The 17,069-nt window shown below is 55.9% G+C and carries 17 protein-coding genes and 3 tRNA genes; 14 read left to right on the forward strand and 6 right to left on the reverse strand.

The annotated features are described in order from the left end of the window. Nucleotides 1–169 precede the first annotated feature (169 nt). Both KO486_RS12180 and KO486_RS12185 read left to right on the forward strand, forming a co-directional pair. Entirely contained in the window at nt 170–1,201 is a 1,032-nt protein-coding gene (locus KO486_RS12180) for a LacI family DNA-binding transcriptional regulator (RefSeq protein ID WP_216037491.1), read from the forward strand. A gap of 1 nt (nt 1,202) precedes the next feature. After that, nucleotides 1,203–2,450, forward strand: coding sequence for an FAD-binding oxidoreductase (locus KO486_RS12185; RefSeq protein WP_216037492.1), 1,248 nt, complete (start codon nt 1,203–1,205; stop codon nt 2,448–2,450). A gap of 13 nt (nt 2,451–2,463) precedes the next feature. Here the strand turns inward: KO486_RS12185 and KO486_RS12190 are convergent. After that, a tRNA-Thr gene (locus KO486_RS12190) sits at nt 2,464–2,539 on the reverse strand. A gap of 184 nt (nt 2,540–2,723) precedes the next feature. Between KO486_RS12190 and KO486_RS12195 the strand changes: the two genes are divergently transcribed. From KO486_RS12195 to KO486_RS12245, 11 genes are all read left to right on the forward strand, one after another. Continuing rightward, entirely contained in the window at nt 2,724–2,960 is a 237-nt protein-coding gene (locus tag KO486_RS12195) for a hypothetical protein (RefSeq protein WP_216037578.1), read from the forward strand. 5 nt (nt 2,961–2,965) lie between these two features. Next, nucleotides 2,966–4,237 carry a UDP-N-acetylglucosamine 1-carboxyvinyltransferase gene (gene murA, locus KO486_RS12200; protein ID WP_216037493.1) on the forward strand — a complete coding sequence of 424 codons (1,272 nt, stop codon included), beginning with the start codon at nt 2,966–2,968 and terminating at the stop codon, nt 4,235–4,237. Next, nucleotides 4,234–4,710 carry a DUF2948 family protein gene (locus tag KO486_RS12205; protein WP_216037494.1) on the forward strand — a complete coding sequence of 159 codons (477 nt, stop codon included), beginning with the start codon at nt 4,234–4,236 and terminating at the stop codon, nt 4,708–4,710. The genes murA and KO486_RS12205 overlap by 4 nt, the downstream gene beginning before the upstream one ends. 9 nt (nt 4,711–4,719) lie before the next feature. Next, a complete protein-coding gene (gene hisD / locus KO486_RS12210) occupies nt 4,720–6,024 on the forward strand; it encodes a histidinol dehydrogenase (protein WP_216037495.1) in 1,305 nt (434 codons plus the stop codon). Between the two features lie 4 nt (nt 6,025–6,028). Then, nucleotides 6,029–6,508, forward strand: a complete 480-nt coding sequence (locus KO486_RS12215) for a UPF0262 family protein (protein ID WP_216037496.1) — start codon at nt 6,029–6,031, stop codon at nt 6,506–6,508. A 1-nt stretch (nt 6,509) separates the two neighbouring features. Next, on the forward strand, nt 6,510–6,971 hold the full coding sequence (locus KO486_RS12220; RefSeq protein ID WP_216037497.1) for a low molecular weight phosphatase family protein: 462 nt from the start codon (nt 6,510–6,512) through the stop codon (nt 6,969–6,971). 124 nt (nt 6,972–7,095) lie between these two features. Then, nucleotides 7,096–7,314, forward strand: a complete 219-nt coding sequence (infA, locus tag KO486_RS12225) for a translation initiation factor IF-1 (protein WP_008186030.1) — start codon at nt 7,096–7,098, stop codon at nt 7,312–7,314. 15 nt (nt 7,315–7,329) lie between these two features. Beyond that, a complete protein-coding gene (locus KO486_RS12230; protein WP_216037498.1) occupies nt 7,330–7,908 on the forward strand; it encodes a nucleoside triphosphate pyrophosphatase in 579 nt (192 codons plus the stop codon). Further along, entirely contained in the window at nt 7,905–8,945 is a 1,041-nt protein-coding gene (locus KO486_RS12235; protein WP_216037499.1) for a ribonuclease E/G, read from the forward strand. The genes KO486_RS12230 and KO486_RS12235 overlap by 4 nt, the downstream gene beginning before the upstream one ends. After that, a complete protein-coding gene (gene yacG / locus KO486_RS12240; RefSeq protein ID WP_216037500.1) occupies nt 8,942–9,151 on the forward strand; it encodes a DNA gyrase inhibitor YacG in 210 nt (69 codons plus the stop codon). Before KO486_RS12235 ends, yacG begins: the two co-directional genes overlap by 4 nt. Nucleotides 9,152–9,248: 97 nt before the next feature. After that, nucleotides 9,249–9,323 (forward strand) — tRNA-Phe (locus KO486_RS12245). A gap of 156 nt (nt 9,324–9,479) precedes the next feature. Here the strand turns inward: KO486_RS12245 and KO486_RS12250 are convergent. The 5 genes from KO486_RS12250 to KO486_RS12270 form a co-directional block, all read right to left on the reverse strand. After that, nucleotides 9,480–11,069, reverse strand: a complete 1,590-nt coding sequence (locus KO486_RS12250) for an SDR family oxidoreductase (RefSeq protein ID WP_216037501.1) — start codon at nt 11,067–11,069, stop codon at nt 9,480–9,482. Continuing rightward, nucleotides 11,066–11,473, reverse strand: coding sequence for a DCC1-like thiol-disulfide oxidoreductase family protein (locus KO486_RS12255; RefSeq protein ID WP_216037502.1), 408 nt, complete (start codon nt 11,471–11,473; stop codon nt 11,066–11,068). The genes KO486_RS12250 and KO486_RS12255 overlap by 4 nt, the downstream gene beginning before the upstream one ends. An 84-nt stretch (nt 11,474–11,557) precedes the next feature. Further along, a complete protein-coding gene (locus KO486_RS12260) occupies nt 11,558–13,453 on the reverse strand; it encodes an acyl-CoA synthetase (protein WP_216037503.1) in 1,896 nt (631 codons plus the stop codon). 114 nt (nt 13,454–13,567) lie between these two features. Further along, nucleotides 13,568–15,361 carry an ABC transporter transmembrane domain-containing protein gene (locus tag KO486_RS12265; RefSeq protein ID WP_216037504.1) on the reverse strand — a complete coding sequence of 598 codons (1,794 nt, stop codon included), beginning with the start codon at nt 15,359–15,361 and terminating at the stop codon, nt 13,568–13,570. A 137-nt stretch (nt 15,362–15,498) separates the two neighbouring features. Continuing rightward, nucleotides 15,499–15,573, reverse strand: a tRNA-Gly gene (locus KO486_RS12270). Between the two features lie 358 nt (nt 15,574–15,931). Here KO486_RS12270 and KO486_RS12275 point away from each other — a divergent pair. After that, on the forward strand, nt 15,932–16,924 hold the full coding sequence (locus tag KO486_RS12275) for a formylglycine-generating enzyme family protein (protein ID WP_216037505.1): 993 nt from the start codon (nt 15,932–15,934) through the stop codon (nt 16,922–16,924). Nucleotides 16,925–17,069 lie beyond the last annotated feature (145 nt).

The following is a 17,069-nucleotide window of genomic DNA, read 5'->3' on the forward strand; positions in this document are numbered from 1 at the left end:
TGGGACCGTGGCATGAAACACTCCAACGTTGTCCTTCGGAACCCCCGAATCTACCCTGATGTAAGCCTTTACTTTCGATTCATGCAAGCCTTTACATTGAACGCGACCAAAACGGCTCTATAACGGGTACAACCCTGCACGTCGTCGTGATCAATATCTTGAGTGTCCCATGTCAAACAATCCGACCCCAACCCTTTATGATGTGTCTGAAAAGGCTGGCGTTTCGACGGCAACTGTATCGCGCGCGCTGAACTTTCCGGATCGGGTTGCTGAAAAAACGCGCAAACGTGTGATGGATGCCGTAACGGCGCTGGGATATTCGCCCAACTTTGGCGCCCGCGCGATGGCATCCCGCCGGACCAACACGATTGGCGCCGTGATCCCTACGATGGCAAACGCGATGTTTGCCCGTGGCCTGCAAGCCTTTGAAGAAGAATTGCGTCGCCACGGGTTCACGATCCTTGTGGCAAGTACGTCGTACCAACCGAACATCGAGATCGATCAGATCCGGTCCCTCGTTGCGCGTGGGGCTGACGGGCTTTTGTTAATTGGCCACCACCGCGACCCAGAAATTTATGATTTCCTAAAGGCACAAGACGTGCCGACGCTGGTGACTTGGGCCTATGATCCAAGTGAACCGCGCCCGTCCGTTGGGTTTGACAACCGTGTCGCCATGAAAGCGATGGCAAACGAAGTGATCAAGATGGGGCACACAAAAATCGCGCTCATTTCGGGTGAATCCTCGCTGAACGACCGTGCAGATGCACGTATTCACGGGGTCGAGGATGCGATGGCTGATGCAGGTCTGGACCCGTCAGACCTCAACATCCATGAAACCACCTTTGGGATCGAAGAAGGCGCGCGCGGGTTTGATGCGGTGATGATGAGCATGCCGCGCCCGACTGCGATCATGTGCTCGGCGGACGTATTGGCCGTTGGGGCGATGCGCCGCGCACGCGAACTTGGTATTTCTGTTCCCGAGGATGTTTCGATTACGGGCTTTGATGACCTCGAGCTCGCTCAGGTGGTCCACCCACCGCTGACGACTGTCTTTGTGCCGCACGCCGAAATGGGGCGGCGCGCGGGTCTTGCTTTGGCGCGACAATTGACGGACGGTACGCCAATGGGCACCACCGAACTGGCAACCCAGCCAATCCTGCGCGGGACGCTCGCGCCACCGAAAGACGGGACATCGGACTAACATGCAGCCCCATCACGACTATGATTTGATCGTCGCAGGCGCAGGTATGGTTGGGATGTCCACCGCACTTTGGGCCCAAAGCGAAGGTTTGCGAGTGGCGATATGTGACCCAAACCCAGCTGGATCCGGCACCACGTCAGGATCAGCTTGTGTGATCGCTACTTACGCCTGCAATCCTGTGAACAGCCCATCCATTTTTAAGTCCCTACCCTCGCTACTGGCCAGCCCAGACAGCCCCCTTAACTTTAATTTGTTGCACGGGCTGAAAAATCCGGCGTGGATGCTGTCCTTCCTTAACAACTGCCGCCCCGCGCGGGTGGATCATATCGCAAACGCCCTTGCGGGATTGCTTGCCCATACAGACGACGGGCTGAACCCGTTGATTGCACTTGCGGACGCTCAAGACCTCATCATCGAGAACGACTGCCTTTACGTTTGGTCCAGCGCATCGGGCCATACCGCATCCCTCCCGAGTGAGGCCCGTCGCGCTCGCCTTGGCGTGCAGTCCGACGACCTGTCCCCAAGCGACATCCTGACCTTGGAACCCAACATTCGCCTCCCCCTGCATCGCGGCCGGCGGTTCAAGGGCGTGCGCCATATCACATCCCCGCAAGAGCTTGTGTTGCGCATGCATCGCAAGTTCACATCCCTTGGCGGGACGACCCTGCCCCACAAAGTTGTCAGTTCTAACGCCGACGTGGATGGCGTCACCGCGCAGTTGAACGACGATACGCAAATCCGCGCGCCACGGCTTGTGATCGCAGCTGGAGCCCGATCCCGCGACGTTAAGGGCAGCGGCGCTGACAAACTGCCGCTCGGGACCGAACGCGGCTACCACATTCTTTACGAGAACCATCGCGATCTTCTGTCACGCCCTGTCGGTTGGGCCGAAGCCGGGTTTTACGCGACGCCTATGGCAGACGGCCTGCGTGTCGCTGGCACCGTTGAAATCAACGCAATAGATGCACCGTTCAACACCAAAAGCACCGCCTACCTGAAACGCAAATCCCACAACATGTTCGGCAACCTTGGGCCACCTGATAGTGAATGGCTTGGTCACCGCCCAACGATGCCAGACTCTCTTCCGGTGATCGGGCCATCCAACACGTCTGATCGCATCATTATGGCGTTCGGGCATCAACACATCGGCCTGACACTCGGCGGCATCACAGGCAAGATCGCAACAGATCTTGCACAAGGGCGCAAGCCATCCTGCGACATCACAGCTTTTTCGGCGGGTCGTTTCTAATTGTGAGTGAAACTGGTGCCGGGAGGGAGAATTGAACTCCCGACCTCGTCATTACCAATGACGCGCTGCTACCACTGAGCTACCCCGGCATACCAACGGCGTGTTACACCGCTATTGTTAGTCCTGCAAGACCGGAAAGTGCTGCCGGATTAACGCAGCATTCTCGTTCCCCAGCTTTCTCCCCCATGTCGGGTTTAACAGTCGGGAAACTGCATATTTACAAACACTTAAAACGCTACTGCATTCCCCATACGCAATCCATGAGCCACAGCAGTGATTAATGAGCGCGGAAGTAGACGCAAATATCTGTTCTTGCAAGCCCTCTCTGGACGGTTTTTACGCACTCAGGTAACAAGCATTATGAACAACAAATCGCAACCGACACAGGCTCAAATTCGGGAAGACCGTTTAAAGGCCGCATTGAAGGCCAACTTGGGTCGGCGTAAGGCGCAAGCGCGCGCCAAAGCAGAAAAACAAGCGGATGAAAAACCCGCGCAAGGGAAAGAGTAACAGGCATGGATTCCATCGTAGTTAAAGGCGGCAAGTCGCTGTCAGGAAAAATCGAAATTGCAGGTGCGAAGAACGCCGCACTTACCTTGATGCCCGCGACATTGCTCAGTGATGAACCACTGACGCTGACCAACACGCCGCGTCTGTCTGACATTAAGACCATGACGTTGCTGTTGGAATCTTTGGGTGCGGAAATTTCATCCCTGCAGGACGGCAAAGTCCAGACCATGTCGTGTCACGGTGCTGTCAACACCACAGCCGACTACGAAATCGTGCGCAAGATGCGCGCATCCAACCTAGTGCTTGGCCCGCTTCTGGCCCGCGAAGGCCATGCGATCGTGTCCCTTCCAGGCGGCTGTGCAATCGGGGCACGCCCGATGGACATCCACACAGATGGCCTTGCCAAAATGGGCGCTGAGATTGACCTGAAAGACGGCTACCTGCACGCCAAGGCCGATGGCGGCAAACTTAAGGGTGCTGTCATTGATTTTCCGTTTGCGTCCGTTGGGGCGACCGAAAACATTATGATGGCGGCAACATTGGCCAAAGGTACAACCGTTATCAACAACGCGGCGCGTGAACCTGAAATCGTCGATCTGGCGGACTGCCTGCGTAAAATGGGCGCCCAGATCGAAGGCGACGGCACATCCAGCATCACCATCCAAGGCGTTGACCGTTTGCACGGCGCGACCCACCCTGTTGTGACCGACCGCATCGAACTTGGCACGTATATGCTTGCCCCTGTTATCGCTGGCGGTGAAGTCGAATGCCTTGGTGGCAAATTGTCCTTGGTCGGCGCGTTCTGTGAAAAACTTGATGCCGCTGGCGTGTCCGTGGAAGAAACCAAAACAGGCCTAAAGGTTAAGCTGAAGGGTGACCGCCCTAAGGCCGTCGACGTCACAACAGAACCTTTCCCCGGTTTCCCTACAGATTTGCAGGCGCAAATGATGGCGATGCTGTGCTTTGCCGACGGCACATCAGTTCTTGAAGAAAAGATCTTTGAAAACCGCTTTATGCATGCACCAGAACTGGAACGCATGGGCGCCCATATCGAAGTCCACGGCGGCACGGCCACTGTAACGGGCGTCGATAAAATGAAAGGTGCACCTGTGATGGCGACCGATCTTCGCGCGTCTGTGTCTTTGATCCTTGCGGGTCTAAAGGCCGAAGGCGAAACCCAAGTGAACCGCGTCTACCACCTTGATCGCGGCTACGAAGACGTGGCCGGCAAGCTTGGTGGTGTTGGCGCAGATATTGAACGGGTCCCTGGATCGTGAGCGACGCAACCTTTGAAGACGGCGCAGAAAAGCCGCTGCGCCTTAAGGCATTAGACGGAGAGGACCTCGGCGTTCTTTCCGGCCTGATCCAAGACGCCATTTTCCCAGCAACTGAAATCAAATGGGACCGCTCGGCACGCCGTTTTGCGATCCTTTTGAACCGGTTCCGCTGGGAAGACGCCCCCAAAGCAGAGGCCCGCAATCGCACCTACGAACGGGTGCAATCGGTCATCGTCATCGAAGATGCCATGGCCGTTCAAAGCCAAGGCGTAGATCCGCGCGACAAAGACATGGTTTTGTCCATCTTGTCCGTGTCCTTTGATGAGGGCACCGATGGCGGCGGCTATGTGGAACTTACTCTGGCAGGCGACGGTGCAATCCGTGTGCAGGTCGAGGCATTGGAGGTCGTTCTAAAAGACGTCACGCGCCCCTATGGTGCCCCGTCTAAATCCAAACCAGAACACGACGCTTAAGGTATTAATATGCCACAATTTCTAGACACATCGAGCCCGACGTTCGAACAAGCATTCCACGACCTTTTGGGCGCCAAACGCGAAGACAGCCCAGATGTAGATGCCGTCGTCGCGGACATTATCGCTGACGTTCGTACGCGTGGTGATGCGGCCGTTCTTGATTTGACAGCAAAGTTCGACCGCCTCGAACTCGACGCGGCCGGCCTGCGGTTCTCTGAGGCCGAGATTGAGGATTATTGCGCGCAAGTCAGCGCCGAAGACCGCGCCGCACTCGAACTCGCCGCTGATCGCATTCGCGCCTATCACAGCCGCCAAATGCCCAAAGACGAAAGCTGGACCGACGACGCTGGGGCAATGCTCGGCTGGCGTTGGACAGCCGTGTCTGCTGCGGGTCTTTATGTTCCGGGCGGCATTGCCACCTACCCCAGCAGCGTTCTGATGAATGCGATCCCTGCCAAAGTGGCAGGTGTGGGGCGCCTCGCAATGGTCGTGCCAACGCCGGATGGCGCGGTGAACCCTCTGGTGTTGCTGGCCGCACGTATTGCCGGCGTTGATGAAATATACCGCATTGGCGGTGCACAAGCCGTTGCTGCATTGGCCTATGGCACCGACACAATCGCGCCTGTCGACAAAATCACCGGACCGGGAAATGCCTTTGTTGCCGCCGCCAAAAGACGCGTCTTTGGTAAGGTTGGGATCGACATGATCGCTGGGCCTTCCGAAATCCTTGTAATTGCAGACAAAGACAACAACCCAGATTGGATCGCGCTTGATCTGTTGAGCCAAGCTGAACACGACGAAAGCGCCCAAAGCATCCTGATCACAGATGATGCCGCATTCGGTCAGGCTGTTGCAGATGCGGTTGAAACCCGCCTGCTGACGCTGGAACGCCGTGCAGTCGCGGGGCCAAGCTGGCGCGATTACGGGGCTATCATTACCGTCAAAGACCTCGGTGAAGCCGTTGTTCTATCAGACAGAATCGCACCGGAGCACCTAGAGCTTTGTGTAGCAGATGCCGATGGGCTGGCCACCAAAGTCACCCACGCGGGCGCAATCTTTATCGGCGCCTGGACCCCAGAAGCCATTGGCGACTACGTTGGCGGGCCGAACCACGTTCTACCAACCGCGCGTTCCGCACGCTTTTCTAGCGGGTTGTCTGTTATGGATTTCCTGAAACGCACAACACTATCCCGCATGACACCTGATGCCCTTGCGGCGATTGGTCCCGCAGCGGAACGACTTGCCATTTCGGAAAGTTTAGAGGCACATGGTCTCAGTGTTCGAGCGCGACTCGACCAAGTTAATAAGGACTAAACCCGTGGCAAAGATTGTTCATATTGATCTCGACGACAGTGCCTTGGCTGCACCGACTGCCGAAATCGAACAAGAACGCAAAGTTGCGATGTTCGACCTGCTGGAAGAAAACTCATTCACTTTGCCCGAACGAGATGGCAAAATCCCGCCCACCGGCCCCTATCGGCTTGGCCTTTCGATCCGCCAAAAACGTCTGGTCTTCGAAATCGCCACCGAAAAAGGCCAACCCGCTGGAGAATTCCACCTCTCTCTCGGGCCATTTCGGCAAGTCGTCAAAGACTACTTTCAAATCTGCGAAAGCTATTTTGACGCCGTGAAAACCGCCGCTCCAAGCCAGATCGAAACCATCGACATGGCGCGTCGCGGCATCCACAATGAAGGCGCCCGCGTCCTCGAAGAACGGCTCGAAGGGAAAGCCGAAGTCGACAATGACACGGCCCGCCGCCTCTTCACTTTGATCTGCGTTTTGCACTTCGGAGCCTGAGGTGAGCACGCTTCCCCAATCCATCCTTTTTTGCTGCGACCATAATTCCGTGCGATCACCAATGGCCGAAGGGATTGCAAAAAAGATATTTGGAACTGATACTTACCTCCAATCGGCTGGCGTCAAGAACGACCTTGAAATCGACGGCTTCGCGGTAAATGTTTGTATGGAATGGGACATTGAGCTGTCCCGCCACCGCAGCCGGTCCTTTGAAGAAATGATGCAATGGGGCGATGATCTTTCGTCCTTTGAATTGATCATTGCACTCTCCCCCGCAAGCCAACGCCTCGCGCAGGAACTGACGCGAATGTCTCATACGGACGTGGAATACTGGCCGATCATGGACCCCACGGGCCTTGGTGAAGGCCGCGAAGACCGTTTGGTCTATTACAGACAAGCCCGTGATCAGATCAAAACCCGCCTGATTGAACGTTGGGGCGAAGGCGTAAACACAGGCCAATAACGTTTCTAAGGCGCATCACGTACCCAATTCGAAGCTTATTGAACGATTTTCCCTTGAAATTAGGTCTGTTAGGGCGCATTTACCCGCTGTCCGCACTGTCGCGGACCTAAGTGTTGGAGAGAACATGGCCAAGGAAGAACTGCTCGAATTTCCCGGTGTCGTAAAGGAACTCCTGCCGAATGCGACATTCCTGGTCGAGCTGGAAAACGGCCATACGATCATCGCACACACGGCAGGCAAGATGCGCAAAAACCGCATCCGCGTTCTGGCCGGCGACAAAGTACAAGTCGAAATGACCCCATATGATCTGACCAAGGGTCGGATTAACTACCGTTTCAAATAACGTGGCGCAGGTCTTTTGACTGGGCCCCGTTTGATTTTAGGCTCCGGCTCGCCTCGGCGACTGGAGCTTTTGGCACAGCTTGGCGTGCAGCCAGATGCTGTGTGCGCGCCTGATATCGACGAAACCCCTATTGATGCTGAAAAACCGCGCGACTACGTGCGGCGCATGGCGTTCGAAAAGGCGCAGGCGTCCGCGTGCGCTGCGGATGAGGTTGTTCTGTGCGCCGATACCACCGTCGCAATTGGCCGTCGTATTCTTGGCAAACCAGAAGACGCGTCTGAGGCTGAGGCGTTTTTGCGCCTTATGTCAGGGCGCCGCCATAAGGTCATCACGGCAATCGCCGTGAAAACCCCCGATGGTGTTCAGGTGAAAGACGTCGTTACAGACGTCCGCATGAAACGCCTAAATGACGTCGAAATCGCGGGCTACATCGCCACGAACGATTGGCGCGGTAAAGCCGGTGGCTATGGCATCCAAGGGCCAGCGGGCGCGTTCATCCCTTGGATTTCAGGATCCTTTGCTGCCGTTATGGGCCTCCCCTTGGTCGAAACTGCAAATTTGCTTCAATCAGCCGGAATCGGAGTTTGGAAATGAAGGGACGTATGATCGTTCTGGACCACGTTGCAGGCCGCGAAGCCGCCGCACTGTTGGTCGACGGTAGACTACAAGACTTGCTTGTCGACGATGACAGCGCGCCGCGCCCTAGCGCAATCTTTCGCGCTGTGTGTGATCGCCCGCTAAAAGGCCAAGGCGGCATGATCCTGCGCCTGCCTGATGGGGAAACAGCGTTTCTTCGTCAAGGCAAAGGCCTTGCGCCCGGTCAGACGATTCTTGTGCAGGTCACAGGCTACGCGGACGACGGCAAAGCCATTCCTGTAACCGATCGTGTCCTGTTCAAATCCCGCTACGCTATTGTCACGCCGGGAAAACCCGGAATCAATGTGAGCCGTCAGATCAAAGATGATGAAATTCGCGAACGCGTGCTGGCCTGCGCCCACGAGGTCGGCGTGACAGACGGATTCGGCCTGATATTGCGATCATCCTGCGCTGAAGCCGCCGATGAGGACATCATCGAAGACATCGCTGCAATGGACACGCTTGCCAGTGCCATCATGGCCGACACGGCGGGACCAGTAGAGGCGCTTACCGATGGTGACGGGCCCCATGCCCTCGCGTGGCGTGAATGGGTCGAACCTGCGACCGTTATTACCGAATCCGGTGGGTTCGAAAACCATGGCGTATTGGACCAAATCGAAAACCTGCGATCCGCACAAGTTGGATTGGGCGGCGGCGCATTCATGTTCGTCGAACCGACTCGTGCACTCGTGGCTGTGGACGTGAACACAGGCGGTGACACCTCACCAGCGGCAACGCTCAAGGCAAACCTTGCCGCCGTGAGCGCCCTGCCGCGTGCATTGCGGTTGCGTGGCCTCGGCGGTCAAATCGTGATCGATCCGGCACCGATGTCCAAGGCCCACCGCAAACAGATCGAAGCGGCGCTGCGTGGTGCATTGAAGTCCGACGCAATCGACACAGCACTGGTTGGCTGGACCCCACTTGGCCACTTTGAATTGCAGCGGAAACGCGAACGCCTGCCGCTTGCGCCACTGCTAGACGCCGTACTGTCATGACCTGCCCGATCTGCGCCAAAGATACTGCGGCTGAATATCGGCCGTTTTGTTCCAAGCGTTGTGCGGATGTGGATTTGGCAAAATGGCTCGGCGGTGACTACGCCGTGCCGTCACAGAATCCCGACGACGCTGACGATCTGTTAGATGCTTTGGAAAAAGCCGCTGAAGAGCCAAATGAAGACCCTGATTTGCCAAGACTTTCGTAAGACCGCAAAGTCATTTCAATGAATGGCAACTTGGGGCTGGACAGTCCCGAACTAGCCGCCTAAAACGCGCTCACCCAAGGGGTTAACCCCTTCCAGTGCCTGGGTAGCTCAGGGGTAGAGCAGTGGATTGAAAATCCTCGTGTCGGCAGTTCGATTCTGCCCCCGGGCACCATTTTACAACCTAATGCTTTAAGACGTGTGACGGTTCGTGCGAAAGCCGGTTTTCCTGTTTGCCGTTCCCTGCAGCCTTTAAATAGGCGGCCTGCGGTTTAACAAGACGCAGCTGGCGAACTGCCCGATGGGGTGCCACCGCAAATGCATGGCTCTTTTAGACCGTTTCTTTCTCGTCGGGCCTAAGCCAACCTTTGTAATGCACCAAAGTCGCGCCTGTCGGGGCTTTAAGCAAAACATCAAAATGAAACACCCCATCGATCTCAGCTTCATTCGCGATGCTTTCGGGCAATAGAAAACGGGGTAATGGGATCCAGCCAATGCGGCCACCTTTGACAGGAAAATGCAGCCGTGCATCACGAACATGAAGGTCGAGGTCAAACGTCAAAAGACCGAATCTCTCGCTCATGCCATTTGGGGTCGGGCGCAGGAAAGATTTGAATGTGCTGCGCCCGAACCGCCGCAACCATTTTTCACCGTTCTTATAGCGGGTCTTCGTAACCTCGACCTCGATGTCATCCGTTGTGGCCGGAAACCCGAACACCAGCGCGGCAATGCGAGCCTGAAGGCCCCTGCCCCGTGTCACGCTCGCCCGTCCGCGGAATGTACGAGGTACGACAGAGTCATGTGTCGCGCGAACAGTTTTTGGCAACTTGTCGAACGTCGCACCAAGGACAGTCTTGAATGGCGGGGACACCTGACGGGTTTGCGTTTCTGTTTCAATGTCAAGATCCTCGAAACACGCTTCAATCGCATCCAGAGGAACCAAAGACAGCGCGGGACCCGCGCCAGGCGGAATTGCCCCCAAATCCCGACAGGCTGCTCGCACCGCAATGGCGGGCGTATAGGGGCCATCCCCACTGTTGGCCCGCATGATCCAGCGTTTGATTACAAAGCCATCGTGATGTGCGGCAATGACCTCCACGATCATCCCTCCGCGATCAGACCCAAATGGCGCAAGCGCCTTCGCCCCCAGCATCATTCCATTGACCATCCAGTCGCGCAGGCGAAACCCAAACGCGCCGCGCAGAACCGAGAACGCCGCCAAACCATAGCGCATAACGCCCAGTTCCAGCCCCGCGCGAAACCTAACTGTGGGGCAATTAAAGTGATCCGGAAACAACCGCTGATCGGGCACTTCGATCCGCCAACCCTGTCTGCTGAAGTCTCCGAGGTCATAGGGTTCAGGGTCAGACCAAGATCGCACAAGGGCATCCTGTCCACCCTGTTGTTCGGTATAGGTCCGACCCGCTTGATCCAGGATGCTTTCAACAACAGCGCGGCCCCGTGGGGCCTTGTTGCCCGGCAAAATTGCGCTTTCAATCATCAAGGGTTTAACGCCCTCGCAAAGGGCTTCGACGGCCGCAGATGTGATTGCAGGCGTGGACGACATACCCGAATAGACACCGACATCTGCATCCTTTGCCAAACGGTCCAAACAGCTGATGCCCGCACAAAACGCGGCGTTGTCGCATAAATCAAAGTAATGCGCGCCAGTTGCTATGGCGGCTTTGGCCACGCGGTATGGATCACGGCCATAGGCATGAAACGGCCCCGCCGCGTCCACGATCACGTCAAACCCGTCCAGCCCCGTCAGCGGCCCATTGCGATCAAAAACCAGATGAGGGAAGAAAGACGGATTGGGCTTACGGCGGCTTGCAATGGTGACCGCAACACCGTCACGCGCCAAAAGCTCGCAAAGCCGTGCCCCAAACGCGCCCGTTCCCCCGATGACCAAGACCTTCATGGCAGCAATCGGGCCTTCAAACCCTCATCAGGAATGTCACACATTTCGGCGCGTCCAAACATCGCGTAGCGGTTACGCGCCACGCGAGCATACATCCAATCGCGTGCGGGTTTCGGAAAGAGTTTGAGCCAGACCAGCAGGCGTCCGATGCCACCCGTGTGGCGCCCCAACTGGATCAAAGCGTCCAGATCGCGCCAGACAGTGCCATCCTCTTCGATAAACAACCACGAGTCAGGATCGAGGGGGTCTAGCCCATGCTGACGCATTAACGCAGCGCCTGCTTGTCCTTGAATAGGAGCAATCCTGATTGATCCGCCCTTGTCCAACCGGTGGACCATTTTAGCCCCGAACGCACAAAGCGCACAGGTGCCATCCATCACAGCTACGGCGTAAGGTTCGCTCATGGGCATCAATCCCTTCACACCCTAGCTAAACGAAAAACGCCGCCCAGTTAAAGGGCGGCGTAGTGTCTCACGGGTTTAAGATGATCAGTCGGCCCAGCGCCACGGGCGGGTAAAGGACCCCAGCGCGGATTTGACCTGTTCATCGCTCACGTCACCTGTCTTGTTAAGTTGCGCAACAAGGCCCAACTTCTTGTCTTCGACAACCGATATGACTTCGGCGGCAACACCCGCTTTGCCCAATGTCTCGTTGTAAATCCGCGTGATCGCGGACTTACGCAGGTCAGGCTTAAAGATCTTGCCGACAGCGGTTTTGGGCAACTCGTCCATGATCTCAAGGTGCTTTGGATATGCGGCGCGTTCATGGATGTGGCGTTTTGCGTGATCCAACAGCTCTTTGACTGTTGTTGTCGCACCATCGACCAGTTCAACAAAGGCGGCTGGCACCTCGCCCGCGTGGGCATCAGGTTGGCCAATTGCGCCTGCAAAGGCGACATCGTGGTGGCCAGCAAGTGCTTCTTCGATCTCGGCGGGGTCAATGTTGTGACCGCCGCGAATGATCAAATCCTTAGCACGCCCTGTGATCCAGAGGTAACCGTCTTCATCGATGCGGCCCAAGTCACCTGTGCGCAAATACTGGCGGGTCTTGATGTTGGCACCAGGGTAGAACAGGTCCGCGTTTTTGGCCTCTTCTGTATAGGTGTGCCCCTCATAGACACCGGGAGAATTGACGCAAATTTCGCCAATTTCATCGGTGCCAAGGTCAACATGGGTATGCGGATCAATGATGCGCACTTTGGTGTGTGGGAATGGAATCCCGATTGACCCGACCTTCTTTTCGCCTTCGGGCGGGTTGATCGACACAAGGCAGGTTGCTTCTGTCAAACCGTAGCCTTCGCAGATCGTCACACCAGCAGCGGCTTCGAATTTTTTATAAAGCTCGAGCGGCAAAGGCGCCGATCCGCAGAACGCCAGTCGCAGGCTGGAAATATCCGCGTTCACTGGACGTTGCATCAACGCCGACATCGCCGTAGGAACCGTGATCATGAACGTCACTTTGTGGCGTTCAACCAGCTTCCAGAAATTATCAAACACCCCATCCCCGCGATAGCCTTGCGGTGTTGGGAACACGATATGCGCACCAGACCCCAGCGAGGCCCCCAACGACACAATTGTCGCGAACACATGGAACAGCGGCAATGGGCAAATCAGGATGTCCTCGGGCTCAAACAGCAGTTTATCCCCGAGCCATGAGTTATAGATGATCCCCGAATTGAGGTGCTGGGCAACCTTTGGCATGCCGGTCGTGCCACCCGTATGGAAATAAGCTGCGGGGCGGTCTTCTTTGGGGTCTTCAAATGTCAGGGTCGTCGGCTGTTTTGCGATGGATTTATTGAAATCGATGATCCGTGCACCGTGGTTCACTTTGACCTTCGGGCGGATCAGCGGCACGATCAGACGCTTGATGCCGCCGATATATTTCAGCAGGTCAACTTCTACGACCGTTTTGACATTTGGCGCGTGATCCACAGCCTCAGCCGCTTTCTGCGCCACATCCGTCTTCGGGAAAGCCTTGAGCGTGACAAGGACTTTCGCACCGGTTTCGTTTAGGATTGCGCCAATCTGATCAGCGTCCAGCAACGGGTTAATCGGGTTCACAATCCCCGCAACGGCGCCGCCAAGATACGTCAGAACGGTTTCCATCGAGTTGGGCAGAAGGAACGCAACAACGTCATCTGTTCCAACACCAAGTTCACGAAACAGGTTCGCGGTTTGCGCGACTTTGCCTTGTAGATCAGCCCAATTCAGCGTCTCGAATGGGTCATTATCGCCAGCAAACATCTGAAACGTCACCGCGTCGCGGCTTGCGTGTTTTTCAGCGTTTCGGCCAAGCTGTTCCCAAATGGAATGAGCGACGCCGCACTCTTCCCATGTCTTTTCATTCTCGATCGCATTGCGATCCGCCATTGAAGCGAAAGTCATAGCGCGCTCCTCCCTGTTATGTGTTCCCGCCTTGACTGGCGGGCTTCTCCCTAACTGTAAGATGTGGCCGAATAACGCGTTACGCAAGTCTGACGCCGCGAAACTTGCAAACGATTAAGTGGCGTCGGCCCCGTCCGTGAACTGCAACTTGGCCAATCGCGCATATAATCCACCTTGGGAAACCAAGTCATCATGCGTCCCCATCGCGGCAATCTGGCCGTCTTCAAACACGATAATGCGGTCGGCCTTTTTAACGGTCGCCAAGCGGTGTGCCACGATCAATGTGGTGCGATCTTGCGACAAGATATCAACCGCACTTTGCACGGCACGTTCGGATTCCGCGTCCAAGGCGCTGGTTGCTTCGTCCAACAACAACACAGGCGCATCCCGCAGGATCGCACGTGCAATCGCGATGCGTTGTTTTTGCCCGCCCGACAACATGACACCGCGTTCCCCGACATAAGAATCGTAACCCTCAGGCAGCGCCATCAAAAACTCATGCGCAGCGGCTGCTTTGGCGGCTGCTTCAACTTCGCCGTCGCTTGCATCTGGTCGACCAAAGCGAATGTTATCACGTGCACTGGCGGCAAAAATGACGGGGTCCTGTGGGACCAATGCCATGTGACGACGGAAATCAGCGCGTTCCAAGTCGCGCAAGTCCTGACCATCAAAGGTCACGCGCCCTGAGACCGGATCATAGAACCGCAGCAACAGCTGAATAATGGTCGTCTTCCCTGCACCTGACGGCCCAACAAGCGCCACCGTCTCACCCGGGGTGACCTTAAAGGACACACCATTCAGTGCCTGCACTCCTGGCCGCGATGGATAAGAAAAGTTCACGTCATCAAAGATGATCTCGCCTTGGCGCATATCTGGTGCTGCTTGCGGTGTCTCAGGGTCGGACACGGCGTCATCCGCGCTTAAGAGTTCCACCAAACGTTCGGTGGCCCCTGCCGCCCGTTGCAGTTCTGACCATATCTCAGTGAGAGCCGCCAAAGCCCCTGCCACCATGATCGTGTAGATCATGAACTGGACCAACTCGCCGACAGTGATGATGCCGCTGCGCACATCAGATGCGCCCATCCACAAGAAACCGACAATCGCGCTGAACGCCATAAAGATGACAATGGCCGTCAGAATGGCACGGGTCCCGATGCGCCGCCGCGCGGCCACAAAGCTCCGCTCCGTGACGTCATAGAACTTGGTGCGACTTTGCCCCTCATGGGTAAAGGCCTGCACGGTTTGCGCACTGAGCAACTGCTCAGACGCATCGCCGGAACTTTGTGCGATCCAGTCTTGGTTTTCTTTGCTCAAGCGGCGTACGCGGCGGCCCAAAATGATGATCGGAAACACAATGATCGGGATCGGCCACAGCACCATCAGGGACATCTTCACCGATGTGATGAGCATCAAGGTGATGCCACCAAAGAAGATCAACGTATTGCGCAGCGCAATCGACACCGACGATCCGATCACACTCAGGATTAAGGTGGTATCCGTGGTGATCCGGCTGAGCACTTCACCAGTCCTGATCCGCTCAAAGAATGCAGGGCTCATGCCGATGACCCGATTAAACACCGCAACGCGAATATCGGCCACGACCCTCTCGCCCAAACGGGTCACAAAATAATATCGTAACGCCGTGCCAACGGCCAAAAGCGCAGCCAAGCCCAACGCCGCCGCAAAATACCCGTCCAGCAGGCTCGTCTCAGCGACATCAAAGTTATCAACCACGCGGCGCACAGCCATTGGCAACGCCAAAGACATACACGCCGTGATCACCAAGGCCGTGCCCGCCAATGCGATCATCCAGCCATAGGGTTTCATGAAGGGCCAAAGCGCAGACAGAGCACTGATTTTTTTTGACTTTTCTCGATCTTGCTCTGCGGTTCTTGGGGCTCTGGCCATGGGTCATCCTTTTGTCGACCGCTGGTCTAGCCGTCAGAAGGCCGACGCACAAGCGGGCGAGTCTAATGCCGGTCCGCGGACCAACGCGCAAAGGGCGCACCCAAGCGTCTCAAGCCTCAAAATGTTAGGAGATCAGTTGGAGCGGGTGGGGGGAATCGAACCCCCATCTCCAGTTTGGAAAACTGGGGTCTTAACCATTACACAACACCCGCGACCAGAAATACGCATATTTCAAGGGTGTAGGAGCGTCAAGACCGAGATTGACCAAGCCAGATAAGATTGCGCCGAATAAATCGAACGACGCCCACAACCACCCATAGTCACCGGCGCCGCTTCCGGCCCAGAGCGGACATTCGCGAGTTGAACAGATGCTGCGGTGCAGCTTCCCCGAAGCTGACATTGATCGATCGCGCAGCATTTTGATGGAGCCGATGACTGCAATGCGGACTTAGCCGCCATTCATCTCGGCTTTTCAGACTACAGTTTCTCTAATGCTTGTCGTTGTTGACCTTGCTTACTAAGAACATCGAAACAACTTAAGATCGACAATTTTGAAGTGGACTTAAATGCATGCGAAACTTCTTTTCAAAAATCTCAATTGGTTTCATGTCTGCCTGCCTGCTCGTTTCGATAGCACAATGTGCAGCCGCGCAAGACGTGTATACGCTCAGCGATGGGCGTAACGTCCAAACGCTTGAGATGTTTCAAGAGTGTTCAAACTGCCCAGAAATGATCGTGCTCCCTTTAGGAGAGTTCCGCATGGGCGGGCCGGTCGGCGAAGCGCGTTACGTGTGGGTTAGCCCTGAGGGTGCGGAAATCTTAGGCGTGCCTGCGCCCGCCGAGTTCAACTCAGATGAACGCCCGTTGTTTCAAGTCACGGTGGATATGCCGATCGCAATGGGACGCAATGAAGTAACACGGCGTGAATGGATGGCGTGTGTCGACGCTGGTGGGTGTAACGGATTTGTCCCGCCGAACCATGTGCAGCACATTTCTGCAGAACTTGAGAGAACCGATTTTTACCTGTCAGACGATCATCCAGTCCTGAGCATTTCTTACCTCAACGCCGTCGCCTATACGGAGTGGCTGAATGAACAAGTCGGCGCAGATGTTTATCGGATTCCCACAGAAGCCGAATGGGAATTCGCAGCCCGATCAGGGACACAAACTCGTTTTGCTCAAGGTGATGATCTGACCACTGACCAAGCCAATTTTAACGGTGAAGGGTCTGAGCAAATTTTGGGGATTCGCGAGCCGAGGCTGATTTCAAGGCGAGTTCCGGTTACTGTCGATAGCCTAAGTGCTGCGAATGCGTGGGGCCTGCGACATATGTCGGGTAACGCAACAGAAATAACTGCATCATGCTACACTGAACGCTATCTTGGTTGGCTCACGACAAGTGAGTGGTTTGAAAAAAGCGTAGTGAATGGGTGTCGTAGGGCAACCCGAGGTGGTGCTTATATCGCATCGATGCGGGCTGCGCGTGTCGCGCTACGTGGTAGCGCAGAAGAAAATAATCGTTCTACTTTCGGTGGATTTCGGGTCGCTCGCGATCTCGAGTGAAAAGTTAGACGATTGGTAACGATGGGCTCATTGCCGCCATTCGCTGCGGGTGAACGTGCCACAAGCTGCCGAACGTCTGCTTTCTCATACGGCGAGCCTATAATTCGCAACTGCAGCGAAAGGCCGCTTCTCTAATTGGGTGTCT

The organism is Octadecabacter sp. B2R22, from assembly GCF_018861045.1.
Lineage (GTDB): Bacteria > Pseudomonadota > Alphaproteobacteria > Rhodobacterales > Rhodobacteraceae > Octadecabacter.